This window comes from Staphylococcus debuckii, from assembly GCF_003718735.1.
Classification (GTDB): Bacteria; Bacillota; Bacilli; order Staphylococcales; family Staphylococcaceae; genus Staphylococcus; species Staphylococcus debuckii.
Genome location: NZ_CP033460.1, coordinates 1,471,901 through 1,492,455 on the forward strand (window position 1 = coordinate 1,471,901; position 20,555 = coordinate 1,492,455).

The following is a 20,555-nucleotide window of genomic DNA, read 5'->3' on the forward strand; positions in this document are numbered from 1 at the left end:
AAAAAGTAAGCCCGGAAAATTGTTTCTGATTTTCCGGGCTTACTTTTGTTTTGATTATTGATCTGATTTTCTGACGCCGCCAACACCATAATGTGTAGGTTTCATTTCTTCTAATACGACGCTGATAGCATTGCGGTCTGCTTTAGTTGTTCTTTCAACAGCATCTGTGACTTCTTTAACTAAGTCTTTTAATTGTTCATCAGAACGTCCTTCAATTAATTTAATGTTCACTAATGGCATGTGAACCCCTCCTTTTGTTTAATTCATAGTTATTATAGCATTTTTTAAACGGTTGTATTCAAAATTTGTATGCTAAATTTTAGAACGTTTATTCCCCTTTGCGTTGAATAAGAACAAATGTTCGTATGTAATAGAAATATCAAATGGCGGGGGCGATAATATGTATGATTATCATTTGTTAGAAGATAGAGACATCTTATGTATTGACCAAAAAAGTTTTTTTGCAAGCGTATCATGTATATCTAAAGGACTCGATCCTATGACTACAAAATTAGCAGTTGTAGCAGATACAAAGCGGCAAGGGTCTGTAGTATTAGCTGCTACACCACCACTTAAAGCTATCGGTATTAAAACAGGTTCAAGATTATTTGAAATACCACATCGGAATGATATTTATATTATTAATCCAAGTATGCGCAAGTATCTGGACGTATCTATTATGATTTCTAAAATTGCTTTGCAATATGTACCACCAGAGGATTTACATCAATATAGTATTGATGAGTTCTTTATGGATGTAACAGACAGCTATCATCGATTCAGCAGTACTTTGCATTCATTTTGTATTAAGTTGATGAAAGAGATTTATGATAAAACACAAATCTATTGTACTGTAGGCATAGGTTCTAATATGCTATTGAGTAAATTAGCAATGGATATTGAAGCGAAACATCAACCGAACAGGATGGCAGAATGGCGTTACCAAGATGTGCCTGAGAAATTATGGAAGATAAAGCCGCTTAATAAGTTTTGGGGTATCAATAAGCGCACCGAAAAGAAATTAAATAAGCGCGGTATTTTTACTATTGGAGATTTAGCACATTATCCTCATCGCTATCTGAAAAGGGATTTTGGTATTAAAGGAATTGATTTGCATTTACACGCGCATGGTATTGATCAAAGTAAAATTCGAGAGAAATATAAAACGACTAATCCTTCTATCTGTAAAAGTCAAATTCTGATGCGAGATTATCACTATGAAGATGCGAAAGTGGTGATGCAAGAATTAATAGAAGATGTAGCGATGCGTGTGCGTTTACGTAAAATGCGTGCGCGAACGATTCATTTTGCGTTCGGTTATAGAGATGGCGGCGGGGTGCATAAGCAGTTTACTCTGCAAGAACCGACTAATTTAGATAAAGAGATTTGGGGAATGGTCGAAAAATGGGCAGATAAGCTCTGCGATAGAGAATTATTGTATCGTACCTTAAGTATTTCTTTAACTCAATTTGTTCCTGAAGGTATTCAACAATTGAATCTTTTCGTTGATGAATATGAAAGAAAACGCAGTGAGGCTTTAGCGAAGACCATCGATCAATTACAACAAAAATACGGAAAAGGAATTGTATCTAAAGCAGTGTCTTATACAGATGCCGGAACAAAATATGGACGCCTCGGACTGATGGCAGGGCATAAAATGTAAAGGGAGCAGAACAGAAATAATATTAGTTCAAATTATTTCGTCGTTCTGCCCCGACAAAACTAGCTAGAATAGAAAAAAGCTTGGAACAAGCGCATTTTCTATTCAGATAGCTACTGCCAGTTCAAAGAGAAAAGCTGAGACATTATTATGCCCCAACCCCTGACTGGATACTCCTTAAAGACTGTAAGTATCAAATTCATGTAAATATTTAATACCTAATTCACGATCTTCAGGGGATTTGAAGCTGATACGTAAGGCGCCATAAATATCTTCGCGGACTTCTACAACATTTATGTTACTTATAGAAATATTATGTAAACTCAAGATAGAAGTTACTTTGCTGATCATACCAGGTTCGTCAGGTACATCAACATACAATTCATAAGAACTAGACACAGCACCGGGCGTTTTGGAAGGTAATTGATTTCTGTAGTCACGTGCTTGTTCGAAAAATTGGAAAACACCTTCATTATCATCATTTTCAATTTGTTGTGCAACTTTAGTTAATTGTGCTTGCCATTCGTGTATACCATCCAAAATGTAAGATTTATTTTCATGCATAATATCTCTCCACATTTCTGGACTGCTGCTGGCAATTCTCGTAATATCACGGAAACCTCCAGCAGCTAACTGTTGAACTAAAGGAGAGTCTTGCTGATGATCTCGACTTAAGTTAACAAGCAAAGCTGCAGCAATATGCGGAATATGACTGACAATACTCGTAACAAAATCGTGTTCAGAAGGGGAGGTTGCAATTATTTTAGCGCGTGTAGCTTGTAACAGCGCCTCGACTTTTTCAGATGCTTGATCATTTTCTGGTTCTGAATGTACAAGAATATAATAAGCATTTTCAAACAAGTTCTTTTTAGCATTTAAAATACCTGATTTATGACTTCCAGCCATAGGATGACCGCCGATTAAATGAATCTGCTGTTCATTTAATAACTGCTTTTCAAATTGCTGTATTGTTCCTTTGGTGCTTCCAGTGTCTGTAACAATTAATCCTGGTTTAGTATCAATCTCTGATAAGTTTTTTAAATACTGAACAGTTTGTTGGACAGGGGTCGCATAAATAATAATATCTGCTTCAGCCGCCGCTTCTTGATAGTTTTCAATTTTTTGATCAATTAAACCGATAGAAAGGGCTTTGTCTAATTGACTCTCATTTGCATCATAAGCTGAGATTACGATATCATCTTGATAATACTTGAGATTGCTTGCTAAACTGCCGCCAATTAAACCTAAACCTACAAATAATACATTTTGTGTCAAAAGACTCACCTCTGTCAAAATTTTCAGAATAGCGTTATTATAAAGTAAATTATAGGATGAAGCAACCTAGGATAAAGTGAATTCAATTTCTATTTTCAAATTAAATCGTTACAATGAATGTAAGGAGGGGTTTTCATGACAAAGAATATTTTAGAAACAATTAAAGCTTTAACTGAAATACCGAGTCCGTCAGGTGATGCATACAAAGCAATTGATTACGTCAAGGATTATGCGGAATCATTAGGTTATCCAACTTGTATAACTAATAAGGGTGCTTTGATGATTACTGTAAAAGGGGAAAATGATGTCGAACAGCGTTGTATTACAGCTCACGTAGACACATTGGGTGCTATGGTAAAAGAAATTAAAGAAGATGGCCGTTTAGCAATCGACTTAATCGGCGGTTACGCATTTAATGCAATTGAAGGCGAATATTGTACGATTCATACAGATTCCGGCAAAGATTATACTGGTACAATCTGTATGCACGAAACTTCTGTGCATGTTTATAAAGATAATCAAAATATTCCAAGAAACCAAGAACATATGGAAGTACGTATCGATGCTGTCACTCATAATGATGAAGATACACGCAAACTAGGAATCGAAGTCGGAGATTTTATAAGTTTAGATCCTAGAACTGAAATTACCGAAAATGATTTTATTAAATCACGTCATTTAGATGATAAAGCAAGCGTAGCGATGATAATGGATTTCTTGCAAGAAAATAAAGAGAACGGAAAAGAATTACCTTATACAACACATTTCTATATTTCAAATAACGAAGAAATCGGTTATGGAGCGAATGCTTCTATTCCAAGTAAAGTTGTTGAGTATATTGCGTTTGATATGGGCGCTTTAGGTGATGGCCAGACTTCTGATGAATACACGGTTTCCATTTGTGCTAAAGATGCTTCTGGTCCTTATCATAAAAAATTACGTCAACATCTCACACAGCTTTGTGAGACTAACAATATTCCATATAAAGTAGATATCTATCCATATTATGGTTCAGATGCCTCAGCAGCATTACGCGCAGGAGCGGATGTCAAACATGGCTTGTTCGGAGCAGGTATTGAATCTTCGCATGCATTAGAACGTACACACATCACTTCAATTGAAGCGACACAGGCGCTCTTGAAGGCTTATATCTTCTCTGAAATAGTAGAAGACTAGCACCTAAGTGTAAGTTTTTTGTAAAGATGACAGAAAATTTAGAGTTGAGTGTTGACATTCTATAAAACCACGTGTAAGATACTAACTACATTATTAAAAAAATTAAAAGTAAACGTAGCTGATATGTTTTGTAGCACGCAGAAAACTGATGGCAGATGTAAATCAGTACAGCATATTATGTGAATTGGGGCTTTTAAGAGATTTTTCAAACTTTAATATCAGAATGAGAACATTTTAAATGTTGAACTAAGGTGGCACCACGGTAACACGTCCTTATTGGGAATAGTGTTATTGTGGTGTTTTTTAATTTTTACAAAGAAAATACAGTGATGAGATAAAATGAAGTAGATCAGCAGGTAAGAGCTTTCAGAAAGTTAGTGGTTGATGTGAACTAACCTCTCTGTTGAACGAATTGGGTTTTATTGGAAGCTGCAAATTGAATCAGGAAATGAGTGAGCAGTTGTGAAGAACTGCTAACATAGGTGGTACCGCGCAGAAGCGTCCTTGTCGAATACAAGGGCGCTTTTTTGTCGTCGAAAGGAGAGAGTAGTAAATGGAAGTTGTATATGAGAGATTGAATGCAGATATTACGCCAGAAGCATTGGCGCAATTAAGAGATAAAAAAATCATTCTAGAAAGTGCGAGTCAAAATAAAACTAAAGGCAGATACTCAGTCGTCGCATTTGATATTTATGGAGATGTGATACTTACTGAAGATAAATTAACGATACGCACACCTGAAGGAACAATTACCGAAACAGAGGAGCCGTATCAAAAGTTAAAAACATATGTGCAAAAGTATTACGCAGAAGTAGAAGATGAAAATTTAAAAGATTTACCTTTTATTTCAGGATTTATAGGGTCTTGTAGTTTCGATTTAGTCAGACATGAGTTTCCAGTGTTAAAACGCCGTGAAATTCATACAGACCCAGAACAAGCTGATGTAAAATTAAATATGGTTGAAAATGTCTATGTGTTTGATCACTATAAAGAATATTTATACGTCATCTCTACTAACTTATTCTCAAATGAAGAGAGAGGTAAAATCGAACAAAGAGTTCAAAATCAAGTGCAGGCTTTACAAGATATTGTCTTGTACCAACCGGATACTTCTTTTAAAGCCAGTCAGAAAGAAATAATTCCGAATATTCCTGATAATCAGTTTATTCAAACAGTTTCGAAATTCAAACAGCTGATTACAGAAGGCGATATGTTCCAAGTTGTACCTTCAAGAATTTACCGTTATAAGCACGAATTTGGAAGCAAACTGCAGCCGTTGTCTTATCAACTTTACCGAAGATTGAAGCGACAGAATCCGAGCCCTTACATGTACTACTTGAATATTGAAAACCCAATCATTGTCGGCAGCTCACCAGAAAGTTTTGTGAAAGTGAAAAATAATGAAGTTGTTACAAATCCGATTGCAGGTACTATCAAACGCGGTGCCACAGATGAAGAAGACGATGCAAACGCAGCTCAATTGTTGAACGATGAAAAAGAATTAAGTGAACATCGCATGCTGGTTGACCTTGGACGCAATGACATTCATAGAGTCAGCCGAACAGGTTCCTCTAAAATTGAAAGATTAATGGAAATTGAGAAATATGAACACGTCATGCACATTGTCAGTGTAGTAACTGGACAACTCAAAGAAAAGATTTCTCCAATGGACATTATTGCAAGTCTCTTACCGACTGGCACAGTGTCAGGTGCACCGAAGTTGAGAGCGATTGAACGTATTTATGAAGTGCACCCTTATAAACGCGGTGTTTATAGCGGCGGAGTAGGTTACATTAATTGCAATCACGATTTAGATTTTGCCTTAGCCATCCGCACAATGTTGATTGATGACACTTACGTTAATGTCGAAGCAGGCTGTGGCGTTGTTTATGACTCAGTTCCTGAAAAAGAATTGCAAGAAACGTTATTGAAAGCTAAAAGCTTATTGGAGGTTACGCCATGATTTTGATTATTGATAATTATGATTCATTCACCTATAACTTAGTAGATATCGCAGCAGGATTGACGGACGTTACCGTAAAATACCCAGATGACCAATCAGTCTTTAATTTAAATCCAGACGGTATCATTATCTCACCAGGTCCTGGTCATCCAGAAGACACTGATGATTTGAAGAATATTATTGATCACTATCATGACTTGCCAATCCTAGGTATTTGTTTAGGCTCGCAAGCACTGACTTGCTATTACGGTGGAAAAGTCATTCAAGGTGAAACCGTACTGCACGGTAAAATTGACACCATGCATCAAGTTAAACCAACCATCTTATATCAAGATTTGCCAGATGAATTTGATATTATGCGCTATCATAGTTTGATCAGTGATCCGAATAGCTTTCCAAAAGCGTTGAAAATTACAGGGAAAACAGCTGATTGTATTCAATCTTTTGAGCATACCCAATATCAGCATTACGGCATTCAATACCATCCTGAATCCTTTGCAACAGAGCATGGTGCAGATATCATTAAAAATTTCATTCATATTGTAGAGAAAGGGGCACATCGCCATGACACTTATTCAAAAAATTCAACAACAAAAGAACTTAACGCAGCAAGACATTAATGAATTTATTCAAACATTAATTGACCCTGATATCGTTAATGAAGATAAAGCAGCTTTGCTGTCAGAGTATACTAAAAGACCTTTGAATCAAGTAGAAGTGACTTATCTTGTACAAGCTATGATTCAAACGATGTACCCAGTACAACCGGTTTATCCTCAAGCTATGTGTGTATGTGGAACAGGCGGCGATAAATCTAACAGCTTCAATATCTCTACAACCGTTTCCTTTGTAGTTGCTGCAGCAGGCGTTAACGTCTTGAAACATGGTAATAAGAGTATTACTTCCGCTTCAGGCAGTACTGATTTACTTAACAAAATGGGAATCGCGCCTACACTTGTACCTGATGTGGAAGCGACAATGAATAGCAAAGGTTTGGCTTTCTTGAATGCTACTGATACGTATCCTGTGATGAAACATATTCAACCTATCCGCAAAATGATGGATGGCCCGACAATATTCAATATTCTGGGACCGATGATTCATCCGTATCGTTTGGATTATCAAGTTGTAGGGGTCTACAATCCAGACTTCGCGCAAGCTATGGCTGAAACACTTTACGATTTAGGCCGAAAGAAAGCGATTGTGCTGCACGGCGCAAATGGTATGGATGAAGCCACATTATCCGGAGACAATTTGATTTACGAAGTAAACCAAGATACAGGCGTAACATCTTATTATCTCAATGCTGAAGATGTTGGTCTAACACCAGCAGCGAACGATACGTTACGAGGCGGCACACCAGCAGAAAATTTAGAAATCACTTTAGATATCCTGACAGGCAAAGATCATTCCAGCAAACGAGATGTAGTCGTATTGAATGCGGGTATTGCTTTATATGTATCAGAAAAAGCAAATTCGATTAAAGAGGGCGTCCAATTTGCGCAACAATTGATAGATGAGGGCAAAGCCTTTGAACAATACAAAAATACAGGAGGCCAAGTGTATGACCATATTGGATGATATTGTCGCATACAAAAAAGAATTATTAGAAGACGGCTATTATGATGATTTACTAAGAAGTTTGCCATTTACAGATGTCAGATATAAGAAAAAATTAAGTATGCGACTCGCTGAAAGAGACCACTTATCCGTAATCGCGGAAATTAAATCAAAAAGTCCTTCGGTACCTGTGTTACCGAATCGTGATTTATCGAAGCAAGCGAAAGAATACGAAGAATATGGGGCTCAAGCAATTTCAGTACTGACAGACGAATATTATTTCGGAGGCAGTTACGAAAGACTCAATCAACTGACTCAAGAAACATCGTTACCTGTACTATGCAAAGATTTTATGATTGAACCGATTCAAATTGATGTGGCATATAAAGCAGGTGCATCAGTTATCCTGCTTATCGTCAACATTTTAACTGATGAGCAAATGCATGAATTATATCAATACGCTAAATCTTTAGGGTTAGATGTGTTGGTAGAAGTGCACAGCAAACAAGAATTACGTCGAGCTTATGATCTGCATCCAGAAATTATTGGAGTCAACAATCGAGATTTAACGCGGTTTGTAACGAATGTTGAACATACGAATGAAATATTAGAACGTAAGCGTAAAGGTTTCTACTATATCTCCGAAAGCGGCATTCACAATAAAGAAGATGTAGAAAAAATTGTCGGTTCTGGGATAGATGGCATTTTAGTAGGAGAATCACTAATGAAATGCGATAACCTGGCAGAATTTTTACCAAGCTTGCAATTGAAAAAGGAGTGAGGGCATGTTTTTAAAATATTGCGGATTTCAAGCTCAAGATGATATTAAATACGCTGTCGAAGAAGATATAGATGCAATTGGATTTATTCATTATCCAAAAAGCAAACGACATCAATCTCTCGATGAAATTGAAATACTCAGCAATTTAGTGCCAGATTCTATCTATAGTGTGGCAGTCGTGGTCAATCCTACTCCAGATATTATTAATCGCTTGGTAAGCAAAACTAATATTAATGCTGTTCAATTCCATGGGGATGAGGAAAAGGAACTGCTGCGATGGTGTAAAAAAACTTATCCCAGCATCAAAATCATCAAAGCATTACCTGCGAATGCAGAATTATTAACGAAAATACATCAATACAAAGATGACACAGAACTCTTCATTATAGATACACCCTCCATTCATTATGGTGGAACTGGAACATCCTTTGATTGGCGTATTTTAGAGGATATAGAAGATGTTCCGTATTTAGTCGCTGGAGGGATGGATAAAGCAAAGATTCAGCAGTTCGAGTCACTCAATCTAAATGCGTTCGGCTATGATATAGCGAGCGGAATTGAAACTGATGGAAAAAAAGATCCAATAAAAATGCGAGAGATTGCAGAATATGTTAAAGGAGAGAAACAAATATGACTAAAGATACAAAACAACCTATTCAAACACAAGTTGACGAGCTAGGATTTTTCGGAGAATACGGTGGACGCTACGTCCCAGAAACATTAATGCCAGCTGTCCAAGAATTAAGACAAGCTTATGAAGAGGCGAAAGATGATCCAGCTTTTCAAGAAGAATTAGCTAGTTATTTAAAGGATTATGTCGGCCGTGCTACGCCACTTACTTATGCAGATTCATATACTAAAGAACTCGGTGGAGCAAAAATTTATTTAAAACGTGAAGACTTGAACCATACAGGTGCACACAAAATCAATAATGCTTTAGGTCAAGCTTTACTTGCTAAACGTATGGGCAAGAAGAAATTGGTTGCTGAAACTGGAGCAGGACAACATGGTGTAGCAAGTGCCACAGTTACCGCATTATTCGATATGGAACTAGTAGTATTTATGGGTGAAGAAGATATCCAACGTCAAGCCTTGAATGTATTCAGAATGGAATTGTTAGGGGCAAAAGTAGTCTCTGTAACTGACGGACAAGGTACATTATCGGATGCCGTGAACAAGGCGCTGCAATATTGGGTCAGTCATGTTGATGACACACACTATTTATTAGGTTCAGTGCTTGGACCAGACCCGTTCCCGACTATGGTGCGTGATTTCCAAAGTGTCATCGGCAGTGAAATTAAAGAACAATTACAAGAAAAAGAAGGGCGTTTACCAGATGCAGTGGTTGCTTGTGTAGGTGGCGGTTCTAACTCAATCGGTACATTTTATCCATTTGTAGAAGACGAAAGCGTGAAACTATACGGAGTTGAAGCTGCAGGAGACCGTGCAGATACAGATAAACATGCACTTGCTATCAGTAAAGGTTCTGTCGGCGTGCTTCACGGTACAAAAATGTATCTTTTACAAAATGAAGAAGGTCAAATCGGTTTAGCTCACTCTATTTCAGCAGGTCTGGATTATCCAGGTATTGGACCAGAACACAGTTATTATAACGATATCGGTCGCGCTGAATATCCAAGTGCTTCAGATGAAGAAGCAATGGAAGCGTTAGTTCGCTTCACGAAAGCAGAAGGCATTATCCCAGCTATTGAAAGTGCGCATGCATTAAGTTATGTAGAAAAATTAGCACCAACAATGGATAAAGACGAAATTATCGTAGTAACAGTTTCTGGACGTGGAGATAAAGATATGGATACTATCAGAAAATATATGAAAGAAAGAGGTGCTGAGAATGAGTAAGTTATTCATTCCATATATAATGGGAAATAAAGATTTTATTTCTAATTTAAAAGTATTAAGTGATGAAGGTGCAGATATTGTGGAAATCGGATTACCATTCTCTGATCCTGTGGCTGATGGTCCAACTATTATGGAAGCAGGCAACAAAGCGATTGAAGAAGGTATGAACGCGCATAAAATTCTACAAGAATTGAAAGCACATAAAGAAGAATTAGAAGATACAAAATATGTACTAATGACATATTATAATATTATTCTGCATTACGGAGAAGAAAAATTTATCCAAGATTGCGAAGAAGCAGGCGTATATGGATTGATTATTCCTGATTTACCATTTGAATTAGGTGAACAATTGAAAGAGCGTTTTAAAGACAGTAAAGTTAAGATTATTTCTTTAATTGCGATGACCGCTTCAGATGACCGCATTCAAAAGATTGCACAACATGCCGAAGGATTTATCTACACGGTAACAATGAACGCAACAACTGGAGAAAACGGACAGTTCCATCCAGAATTGCGTAATAAAATCGAATACATTCAAGAAAATGCTGAAGTACCAGTAGTAGCTGGCTTCGGCATCAGAAATCCAGAACAAGTAGCTACACTTTCTGAATTTACAGATGGTATTGTCATCGGCAGTGAAATCGTAAAACGTTTTGCTAATGACAGCGAAACATCCATTCGTGAATATTTACAAAGCATTCGTCGTGCCTTAGATGAAACGAAAGCAGCAGCAAATTCATAAATAAAATATTAATCGGGATTAAGAGGATTAGGGCATTCATTTGCTCTGATCCTCTTTCTCATTTTTCAGGTGTTATCTTAAGCAACATCTACTACTGCATGTTATGATAGAGGGACGAGGAAAAATATGAACTTGCTGATAATCGACATTAAAACATATTAAAGAAAAATTAATGTTATAACACTGCACCGAATACATAAAATTCATTCCTTATTTTGAATGGTTACAATTTTAGTTTTTTATACGGGTATTGTATAATGATTAAGATTGAAATCCATAATTGCAAATGATAAATAAGATAGAGAATACGAATTAGGAGTTATTAAAATATGAAGTTTACCAATTTGACTACAGCTGAATTCGGAGCATTTACTGATAAAATGCCATACAGCCATTTTACCCAAATGGTAGGCAACTATGAGTTGAAAGTTGCTGAAGGAACTGAAACACATCTAGTTGGTGTGAAAGATAATGATGACAATGTGATTGCAGCTTGTCTGCTTACAGCTGTACCAGTAATGAAATTTTTTAAATATTTCTATTCAAATAGAGGTCCTGTTATCGATTATGATAACAAAGAACTGGTTCATTATTTCTTCAGAGAATTAAAAGCTTATGTTAAACAATATAACGCATTGTACTTGCGTGTTGATCCATACTTACCATATCAATATCGTAATCACGATGGTGAAATTACGGGTAATGCTGGGAATGACTGGATTTTTGATAAAATGGAAGACTTAGGTTATCATCATCAAGGTTTTACAACAGGCTTTGATCCGATTATTCAAATCCGTTTCCATTCAGTCTTAGACTTAAAAGACAAATCACCGCAAGATGTACTTAAAGGAATGGACAGCTTGCGTAAACGTAATACTAAGAAAGTAAAACGAAATGGTGTTAAAATCCGCTTCTTAGGTGAAGAAGATATGGATATCTTCCGAGGATTTATGGAAGACACGGCTGAAGCAAAGGATTTTGATGATCGCGAAGATGAGTTTTACTACCATCGTTTGAAACATTATAAAGACCGTGTATTAGTGCCAATGGCTTATATTGATTTCGATGAATACTTGAATGAGTTAGGAACTGAACAAAAGAATTTGGAAAAAGAAATCAATAAAGCCGAAAAAGATTTGAATAAAAATCCAGATAATCAAAAAGCTGCGAAAAAGAAAGCAAATCTTGAAAAACAATTAGAAGCACACCACCAAAAAGTAGCAGAAGCAAAAGAATTACAGCAAAAACATGGGAATGAACTGCCGATTTCAGCCGGCTTCTTTATCATCAATCCATTCGAAGTCGTTTATTATGCAGGCGGTACTGCGAATGAGTTCCGTCATTTTGCCGGCAGTTACGCTGTACAATGGGAAATGATTAATTATGCTATCGAGCATGGTATTAATCGTTATAACTTTTACGGAATCAGCGGTCACTTCACAGATGATGCTGAAGACGCTGGTGTTGTGAAATTTAAAAAAGGATTTAATGCAGATGTAATTGAGTATGTTGGAGACTTTATTGCACCTATTAATAAGCCAATGTATAAACTTTATACAACTTTGAAGAAAATCAAAGATAGATAAACATATGGTAGAAGGGAAATAAATCAATGAAATTTACAGAGTTGACAGTTAAAGAATACGACAATTTTGTTCAAAATCCATCACTTGAAAGCCACTATTTTCAAACTAAAGAGAACATAGGGACACGTGAAGCTGACGGTTTTGAAGTAGTGTTATTAGGGATTAAGAATGATGACAACCAAGTAATCGCAGCAAGTTTATTCTCTAAAATACCGACTATGGGAAGTTATGTTTATTATTCAAATCGTGGTCCAGTTATGGATTATAGCGACTTAGGATTAGTTGAATTTTATTTACGGGAGTTAGAAAAATACTTACGCCAACATCAATGTCTTTATGTAAAATTGGATCCATATTGGATTTATCACATTTACGATAAAGATATTAATCCTTTCCCAAGCCGTCAAAAAAATGATGCAATCGTGAATTTATTTAAAGCGCACGGTTATCAACACCATGGCTTTACAACGCAATACGATTCATCAAGTCAAGTGCGTTGGATGGGTGTATTGGATTTAAAAGATGAAACACCTGCCTCTATCAAGAAGAAATTTGATAGCCAACGTAAACGTAATATTAATAAAGCAATTAACCACGGTGTTAAAGTGAAGTTCCTCGGCCCAGACGAATTAGATCGTTTCTTTAAACTTTATCGCGAAACTGAAGAACGTGCAGGATTCGCTTCAAAAACAGATGACTACTTTAAAAACTTTATCGAACACTACGGTGATAAAGTTTTGGTGCCTTTAGCTTATATTGATTTAGATGAATATATTAAATCATTGCAAGAAGGACTTAACGACAAAGAAAGCCGTCGCGATCAAATGATGGCTAAAGAAAATAAATCAGATAAACAACTGAAGAAAATTTCCGAACTAGATAAACAAATCGATCATGATCAAAAAGAATTGCTTAAAGCGAGCGAATTGCGCCAAACAGACGGTTCAATCCTTGACTTAGCTGCAGGCGTTTACTTTACAAACGCTTATGAAGTCAATTATTTCTCAGGAGGTTCTTCTGAAAAATACAACCAATACATGGGCCCTTACATGATGCATTGGTATATGATTAATTACTGCTTTGAACATGGTTATGACAGATATAATTTCTACGGTTTATCAGGTGACTTTACTGAAGATAGTGAAGACTATGGGGTATACCGCTTCAAACGTGGATTTAATGTGCAAATTGAAGAGTTGATCGGTGACTTCTATAAACCTATTCAAAAAGTGAAATATTGGATATTCACTACCTTGGATAAAGTAAGAAAGAAAATTAAAAAGTAATAGAGTAGGGTAGTAAGTAATAAAAAAGAGTGCTTTTAAGGAAAATTCCCTCAAAAGCACTCTTTTTTTAATATTAATGAGCGAATGCATCAAAAATATAATTGATTCCGATGAGTAAGAACATTACGCTGACGAAGAAAGATACAGCAAAAGCGCCTAATAACGGATTGAAGAGTAAGATGATACCTGCAATCACACCAATAATATTAACGAGCACTGAGAAGAAATGATACCATTTGCTCGTACGTTCTTCAGGTGTAACCACGAAAATTCCAAGCACAGAGCTGAAGATAAACCAAAAAGCGAATAAATAGATGATAAATGTTGAACCAGCGCCTGGAAAAATAATAAGTAAAATACCGAAAATGATATTTAAGATACCTAATAGGAGAATCCAACCGCTTGAAATTCCTACGAATGCTTTAGTTAAACGTCTGAAGAATAACTCCATAATGCCATTAGCAATGAAGAAAATACCGATGAGCCAAGTGATAGCATAAATATTTTGAACTGGGAAACTCACAGCTAAAATAGCGATAATCGCAAATAAAATCCCAATAAGCAAACTTGACCATCTGATGTTTTTAGTTGACATAAATATAAACACCTCTTTATAAAAGTATATATACATGAATACCCTAAACCTTAACTTTTATGTAAAAATAACGTAAAAAAAGTTGAAAGTTATGTCCAAAAAGTGACTTTCTGCAGAGGCATAGGTTCAATTTCTAAGCTGGAAAGTATCAAACGTGTTTGCTACATATAAGTTGCAAAAAGCGAAATATAAATAAGGAATAAATATAACTATATCTATGTTATGTAAACTAATGTAGTATATTTTAAATTAAGTTCAGTGGTTTAGGATTATTAATTCAAGGTTATTAGTGTTTAAATCATGATAAAGATATCTATAAATACATATATAAGCTTCAAAGTCCCACAATCAGCCATACTATATATCAGGTAGAACTCTTAAAATAGCAATCTGAGTTCAGCAAACTATAGATCAAATTTTAGAAATTGTTGTTAGTGTTTCGTAATTTATAAGTAGTTTACGTGTGGATTGATGATTCAAAGATGCTGAGAGAACGTCTGAGTTGCATTGAGAAATAACTTTGATGATTCATTTATCCATAGATGCTAAAAATTCAGAGCCAGTATCATAATAAATTAACTCAAACTTGAATAACTAGCTATATAATTACAGACGCTTAACTTATAATATATAAACGAGTGAGCAGCTAATTTAAATTAACGAAGTTGCAAAGCGGATTCAAATACGCGTTTAAATACAGTAAATACAGTAAATAAGTAAGCAGCTGTAATAAGCGAAATAATAGAGGTATGAGTAAGCAGTATTTCGTTTTTGATAATTTAGTTTACATAATATATATTATAGGAAGTTATCCATAGAACGAGAGAGAGTACTATTCATATCCCTATTTTACTTATATACCTTTATAAAGCTGCGGTTACAGATTTGAGTTTTCAATATGTGTAACTAGCTTTGAACTTTGCTTGCTGATGAATGCGTAATTTCTTATGTATGAGTTTTTACGTTTCGACTATATCGGTATAGATATGTATAACGATATAGTAACCATTAACGAGTTATATACTAGATATCATAAAGTAACGATAAAAACAGCTAACTTAGTTACATACATATTTACTATAAATTTAGTCTGTATAAACGAATTTTTAGTTTACATAATCTAAACCTTATACTAAAAAACACACCAGCCTTGTATATCTGGTGTGTTTGCTGCGTTATTCTTGATAGACATCGATTAATGCTTTGGTATAGTCATTGCGTTCATCACTAAACAAATCTTGAATTTTGAAATCATCTACAATAGTTCCGTTATTTAAGACCATCATTCGATCGACTATTTGATTTAATACAGCAATATCGTGTGAAATTATTATCATTGTCGATTGTTGTTCGGCATGTATTTGCTTTAATATATTAATTAATTTACTTTCCGCTATAACGTCTAAACTGGCTGTAATTTCATCACATATTAATACATCCGGTTGCAACATCACAGTTCTAAGTACATTAAAGCGTTGTAATTGGCCACCGCTGACTTGGTCTGGATAACGATTTAACAAAGATTTATCTAAATCCAGCTGTTCCATTAATAGCAATACAATTTGATCAAATGATTTATCAGCATTAGCATAATATTTCAATGGTTCTAGTAAAGCTGTTCTCAGTCGTTGTCTAGGGTTGAAGCTTTGTGAAGCTTGTTGGAAAATTGGCAGAATACGTTGTGTATTGCTATCTATTATCCCTTCATCAGGTTCCAATTCTCCTAGTATCAGTTCCATAAGGGTACTTTTACCGGAACCGCTCTCCCCTATAACTCCTACCAGCTCCCCTGTCGGTATCGTCAAATTGAGGTGCTCTAAGACTGGTTGATCTGCATATGAAAAAGATATATTTTTAAGTTTCAGCATGATGATCTTCCTTCCTAATCAACCGGCTTCTAGCATTGAATAATTGTTGCGTATAAGGTTGCAGTTTTGCTGTTTTAAAATAGTCTGCTGAACCTTGTTCAATCATTTCACCGTTTTTAATGATATTGATATAATCAGCATATTTTAAAACATGTGAGAGATTATGGGTTATTAGCAGCAACGTTGCATGATGTTCTTTAGCGATATGTTGTATTAAATCCATCACACGTTTACCGTTTATAACATCTAAGGCGGCTGTAGGTTCATCCGCAATTATCAGTTCAGGTTCTAGCATTAAAACACTTGCGATATAGACTCTTTCGAGCTGACCTCCTGAAAGCATAAAGCGATATTTCTCTAAAATTTCTGTGCTGTCTAAATTGACCCATCGAAGCGCCCTTTCGATTTGTTGCTGCGCTTCAGCTTTAGATACATTGCGATGCGTACGGTAAATGGCTAAGAGTTGCTTCTTAAGTTTGGTGTGATCATTGAAGCTGTAGGCATAATTTTGCGAGATATAACCAATTTTAGTACCTAATAAATGTTTTACATTATCGATAGGTTTTTGTTGGTAGTGGTAGCTATCGAAGGAAACAATTAAATCAGGCGGATATTGCTGCACCAATACACTTGCCGTCAAACTTTTGCCAGAGCCACTTTGACCAATCAATACATTGACATTATCTTTTAAGATATCTAAATTTAAGTTTCTAATAAGATGATTACCATCGCTATCTATAATATTTAAGTCATGCAGCTGTAAGAGATAATCAGTCATACAAATCCCTCTTTTCAGATAGTCTGTCACGTAAAGTGTCACCCGCAAAGTTAAATAATAAAATTGTCAATGCAATCATAAAGGCAGGCGCAATCAACATTATTGGATGCTGAGTCATGAAATCTCGACCTGCAGAAAGCATTGCTCCCCATTCTGGAGATGGCGGTTGCGCACCTAATCCTAGGAATGATAATGAGGAGATATATAATATGATTTTACCCACATCTACAATCATCAAGACGATTAATGAAGGTATTACTTGTGGTAAGAGATGTTTAAAAATAATAACGCGAGTAGGTGTATGAAAGAGTCGCGCTAACTGGATATAGTGTTTACTCATTTCAGTATTGACTATAGCACGCGTTACGCGGGTATACGTCATCCAGTTCAAGATAGTGATTGCGATGACTAGATTCCAAATACTAGGTTTGAAGAAACTAGCGAAAGCGATCATCAAGACAAATTCTGGAACACCTAAACCAATATCGATAATACGCATAATAACACTGTCAATAATCCCCTTTTTATAACCAGCTATCAAACCTAAAGGTACACCGATCAACACTATCATTACGAGGGTCATGAGGGCAATCGCTAAAGTATAGCGAGCACCAATGACCAAACGTGCATATAAATCTCTTCCGTAATCATCAGTTCCGAGCCAATGATGCAAATTTGGATTTTGAAGCGCTTGGTCCAAATTGACACTTAATGCTTTGTCCGTAGACGTAGTGAACTGCAAAATAACTAAGAGCAATAAGTAAATGAAAAATAAATAAAAAATAAGATTTTTCCATTTGAATTTCATCGCTGTTTCACCTGCCCTTTACGCCGACCGCCCCACCAAGTTTTCTTTTTCATAGGAGTATAACGTTGTTTAGGGTCTAAAAAGAGTACGATAATATCGGTTAAGGCGTTAGCGATTACGACAAAGCAGCCAATCATTAAAACGGCACCTTGCACCACAGGATAGTCTCTTGAACGAATACTTTCTACTAAGAAAGAACCGATGCCTGGTATATCAAACAAGTTTTCAATGACTACCGTACTGCCAATCAAACCGCCGATTGACATGCCTAAAATAGAAATCACAGGAATTAAGGCAGGTTTGAAGATATCGGAAAAGAGAATATATCGTTCTGACATTCCGCGTGCTCTAGAAGCAGCTACTTCTTTACTTTGATATAAATCAATCAATGTGGAGCGCATTAAACGTACATGGTAAGCACATAACCCGATACTCAAAGCTATTACAGGCATAATATAGCCAGTAGCCGAATCAACCCCTGAGGCTGGTAATAACTGTAACTTTTGTAAAAAGAGATAAATTAAAAGTATACCTAAGAAAAAAGATGGAATACTTACAAAAGCTGAAGTCAAAATTCTGATTGTTCGATCAATCCAAGTATGATATTTAAAGGCTGCTAATGTTCCTAAACTGACAGAAACAATAAATGTTACCAGTAAAGTCCAGCCAGCAATCATTAAGGTCGGCGGTGTAAAATAAAGTAATTCAGAGGTAACAGGTTCACCTGTTTGGATACTCTTGCCGAAATCTAAATGTAAGATACGCGTAAACCATTCCCACCACTGAATGAGTATAGGTTGATTCAACCCTAATTTATCTCTGACGGCTTCAATTTTGTCTTGCGATACGTTAGCTACATCAATATGCAATAATTTATTTACAGGATCACCAGGTGATAGTTTCATCAGAATAAACGTAAGCGTAGACAGGACAAACAATACAATCATCATTTGTCCTAATCTAAAAATAATTTTTTTAATCATGCTTTTGTTTATCTACCTTATAATCAATTAAATAAATGCCTTCAGGTGTTACTTTAAAGTTTTGAACGTCTTTGTTGATAGCATCAATTTGATCGTTATATGTGATATAGCTGTTAGGTATATCCTTTTTAGATACCTCTAAAATTTCATTAGTAAGTGCATGACGTTTATTTTTATCCACCGTATGATTTAATTCATCAATTAAGTGATCTACTTTTTGGTTATGATAATCTCCTTTATTCACTGCACCATCATTTTTATAGGCCATATTGAAGAAGTAGCCAGTATCACCGCGTGGGATGGTACCGAAACTATACATTGAAGCGTCCCAATCTTTTTTATTTTTCAAGAAGCCTTCAATATCATCTACATTTTGTATTTTAATATTGATGTGCGCTTTTTTAGCGTCAGATTGAATTACTTGAGCTATTTTAGTTAATTCAGGACGGCCAGAATAAGAAGACACATTAATAGTAAGAGGATGTTTTTTAGAATAACCTGCTTTTTCCATCAATTTCTTAGCTTTTTCTATATTTTGCTTAGCTACTTTTTTATCTTGGATAAAGTCTAATTTAGTATTAAAAGGACCTGTAGCGGGTTTAGCATAATTATCCGCGATTTTAGAAGTGATTTGATCACGATTAATAATATTATCCAGAGCCTCTCTATCCTCTTTGGTCATTTTAGGGCTAGTATGATTATATAGGAGTAAGGAAGTTCTGAAACCTGAAGTCGCTTTCAAATCTGCCTTATCAGAATCTTTTACCGATTTGATTTTGTCGACTGGAACATTGGTAGTGATATCAGTTTTTCCTGATAATACATGATCCGTACGTGAACTGCCATCTTCATTAAAGGTTACGGCGAGATGTTCTAATTTAGGCTTGCCTTGCCAGTAGTCTTTGTTTTGATTCAAGTCAATTTTTTGAGAGCGCTTAAAATCTTTAATCACATAAGGCCCTGTCCCTACAGGTGTTTTTTTAACGTCTGTTTTCGCATGAGTATCATAAATCGCTGTAAATGGACTTGCGAGTTCAGATACTAATTCGGGAAAAGCACCTTTAGTTTTGATAGTGACATCTTGGCCGGATGCTTGTATAGATTGAATGGGCAGTGTGGCTTTAAGCAAATCGCTGTCCTTTAACCCTTTTTCTAAACTATTTTTTACTGCTTCTCCTGTTAAGCGATGACCATTTTGGAATTTGATATTGTCTTTTAATGTAAGTTTTAAAGTATCGTCAGCGGGTTGTTGATAGGATTTAACGAGGTACGGCTGAATTTTACCTTCAGATGAAGTTTTGAAAAGTGTTTCGGCAGCGCCGATTGAAACGGGAACATCTGTGTCATAAGGGGCTAATGTATTCGTTTTTAACGGAAGCTCGATATTTAAATTATCGGCTTGATTATGTTGGTTTCCCCCATTACTGCAACCTGCAAGTAATAACGTTGTTGCAGCGGTAGAGTAGATTATTTTTTTCAATGTAATCATCCTTTCTGCATTACACTCTGCTTTAATATTATAATACTAATCTATATTATATTAAAGAAAATCTTAAATTATAATTTCAAAAGAGTATACTTACACTTTCGAATTAAAAACGGGGATTGAGACAAAATGCTGTCTCAATCCC

The 20,555-nt window shown here is 35.7% G+C and carries 19 protein-coding genes; 11 read left to right on the forward strand and 8 right to left on the reverse strand.

The annotated features are described in order from the left end of the window. Nucleotides 1–54: 54 nt before the first annotated feature. Nucleotides 55–240, reverse strand: a complete 186-nt coding sequence (locus CNQ82_RS06875; protein WP_047131142.1) for a 2-hydroxymuconate tautomerase — start codon at nt 238–240, stop codon at nt 55–57. A 160-nt stretch (nt 241–400) separates the two neighbouring features. Here CNQ82_RS06875 and CNQ82_RS06880 point away from each other — a divergent pair, with 160 nt between their 5' ends. Beyond that, entirely contained in the window at nt 401–1,663 is a 1,263-nt protein-coding gene (locus CNQ82_RS06880; RefSeq protein WP_123144655.1) for a Y-family DNA polymerase, read from the forward strand. A 174-nt stretch (nt 1,664–1,837) separates the two neighbouring features. On the opposite strand, the gene CNQ82_RS06885 is transcribed toward CNQ82_RS06880, so the two are convergent. Beyond that, entirely contained in the window at nt 1,838–2,935 is a 1,098-nt protein-coding gene (locus CNQ82_RS06885; protein WP_123144656.1) for a prephenate dehydrogenase, read from the reverse strand. 135 nt (nt 2,936–3,070) lie between these two features. On the opposite strand from CNQ82_RS06885, the gene CNQ82_RS06890 reads away from it, so the two are divergent. From CNQ82_RS06890 to CNQ82_RS06935, 10 genes are all read left to right on the forward strand, one after another. Then, complete coding sequence (locus CNQ82_RS06890; RefSeq protein ID WP_123144657.1) at nt 3,071–4,111, forward strand: M42 family metallopeptidase; 1,041 nt, start codon at nt 3,071–3,073, stop codon at nt 4,109–4,111. A gap of 553 nt (nt 4,112–4,664) precedes the next feature. Next, nucleotides 4,665–6,074, forward strand: a complete 1,410-nt coding sequence (locus CNQ82_RS06895) for an anthranilate synthase component I (protein WP_123144658.1) — start codon at nt 4,665–4,667, stop codon at nt 6,072–6,074. Then, nucleotides 6,071–6,694, forward strand: coding sequence for an anthranilate synthase component II (locus CNQ82_RS06900; protein WP_123144659.1), 624 nt, complete (start codon nt 6,071–6,073; stop codon nt 6,692–6,694). The genes CNQ82_RS06895 and CNQ82_RS06900 overlap by 4 nt, the downstream gene beginning before the upstream one ends. Then, nucleotides 6,639–7,655, forward strand: a complete 1,017-nt coding sequence (gene trpD / locus CNQ82_RS06905; RefSeq protein WP_123144660.1) for an anthranilate phosphoribosyltransferase — start codon at nt 6,639–6,641, stop codon at nt 7,653–7,655. Before CNQ82_RS06900 ends, trpD begins: the two co-directional genes overlap by 56 nt. After that, nucleotides 7,639–8,415 (forward strand): indole-3-glycerol phosphate synthase TrpC, encoded by a 777-nt coding sequence (gene trpC / locus CNQ82_RS06910; RefSeq protein WP_123144661.1) that lies wholly within the window; start codon nt 7,639–7,641, stop codon nt 8,413–8,415. The genes trpD and trpC overlap by 17 nt, the downstream gene beginning before the upstream one ends. 4 nt (nt 8,416–8,419) lie before the next feature. After that, entirely contained in the window at nt 8,420–9,049 is a 630-nt protein-coding gene (locus CNQ82_RS06915; protein WP_123144662.1) for a phosphoribosylanthranilate isomerase, read from the forward strand. Further along, nucleotides 9,046–10,275, forward strand: coding sequence for a tryptophan synthase subunit beta (gene trpB, locus CNQ82_RS06920; RefSeq protein ID WP_123144663.1), 1,230 nt, complete (start codon nt 9,046–9,048; stop codon nt 10,273–10,275). The genes CNQ82_RS06915 and trpB overlap by 4 nt, the downstream gene beginning before the upstream one ends. Next, a complete protein-coding gene (gene trpA, locus CNQ82_RS06925) occupies nt 10,268–11,020 on the forward strand; it encodes a tryptophan synthase subunit alpha (RefSeq protein ID WP_123144664.1) in 753 nt (250 codons plus the stop codon). Before trpB ends, trpA begins: the two co-directional genes overlap by 8 nt. A 329-nt stretch (nt 11,021–11,349) precedes the next feature. After that, nucleotides 11,350–12,606: an aminoacyltransferase gene (locus tag CNQ82_RS06930; protein ID WP_123144665.1), complete on the forward strand. Its 1,257-nt coding sequence runs from the start codon at nt 11,350–11,352 to the stop codon at nt 12,604–12,606. Between the two features lie 26 nt (nt 12,607–12,632). Continuing rightward, complete coding sequence (locus tag CNQ82_RS06935; RefSeq protein ID WP_123144666.1) at nt 12,633–13,892, forward strand: aminoacyltransferase; 1,260 nt, start codon at nt 12,633–12,635, stop codon at nt 13,890–13,892. Nucleotides 13,893–13,965: 73 nt separating this feature from the next. Here CNQ82_RS06935 and CNQ82_RS06940 read toward each other — a convergent pair whose 3' ends face one another. From CNQ82_RS06940 to nikA, 6 genes are all read right to left on the reverse strand, one after another. Beyond that, nucleotides 13,966–14,487: an HdeD family acid-resistance protein gene (locus CNQ82_RS06940; RefSeq protein ID WP_123144667.1), complete on the reverse strand. Its 522-nt coding sequence runs from the start codon at nt 14,485–14,487 to the stop codon at nt 13,966–13,968. A gap of 1,175 nt (nt 14,488–15,662) precedes the next feature. Beyond that, complete coding sequence (locus tag CNQ82_RS06945; protein WP_123144668.1) at nt 15,663–16,355, reverse strand: ABC transporter ATP-binding protein; 693 nt, start codon at nt 16,353–16,355, stop codon at nt 15,663–15,665. After that, nucleotides 16,342–17,133: an ATP-binding cassette domain-containing protein gene (locus CNQ82_RS06950; protein WP_123144669.1), complete on the reverse strand. Its 792-nt coding sequence runs from the start codon at nt 17,131–17,133 to the stop codon at nt 16,342–16,344. Before CNQ82_RS06950 ends, CNQ82_RS06945 begins: the two co-directional genes overlap by 14 nt. Continuing rightward, the gene (gene nikC, locus CNQ82_RS06955; RefSeq protein WP_123144670.1) at nt 17,126–17,941 is read right to left on the reverse strand and encodes a nickel transporter permease; all 816 of its coding nucleotides are present in this window, start codon (nt 17,939–17,941) and stop codon (nt 17,126–17,128) included. Before nikC ends, CNQ82_RS06950 begins: the two co-directional genes overlap by 8 nt. Beyond that, the gene (gene nikB, locus CNQ82_RS06960) at nt 17,938–18,924 is read right to left on the reverse strand and encodes a nickel ABC transporter permease (RefSeq protein ID WP_164711953.1); all 987 of its coding nucleotides are present in this window, start codon (nt 18,922–18,924) and stop codon (nt 17,938–17,940) included. The genes nikC and nikB overlap by 4 nt, the downstream gene beginning before the upstream one ends. Further along, entirely contained in the window at nt 18,917–20,413 is a 1,497-nt protein-coding gene (nikA, locus tag CNQ82_RS06965) for a nickel ABC transporter substrate-binding protein (protein WP_206125357.1), read from the reverse strand. Before nikA ends, nikB begins: the two co-directional genes overlap by 8 nt. Between the last annotated feature and the right edge of the window lie 142 nt (nt 20,414–20,555).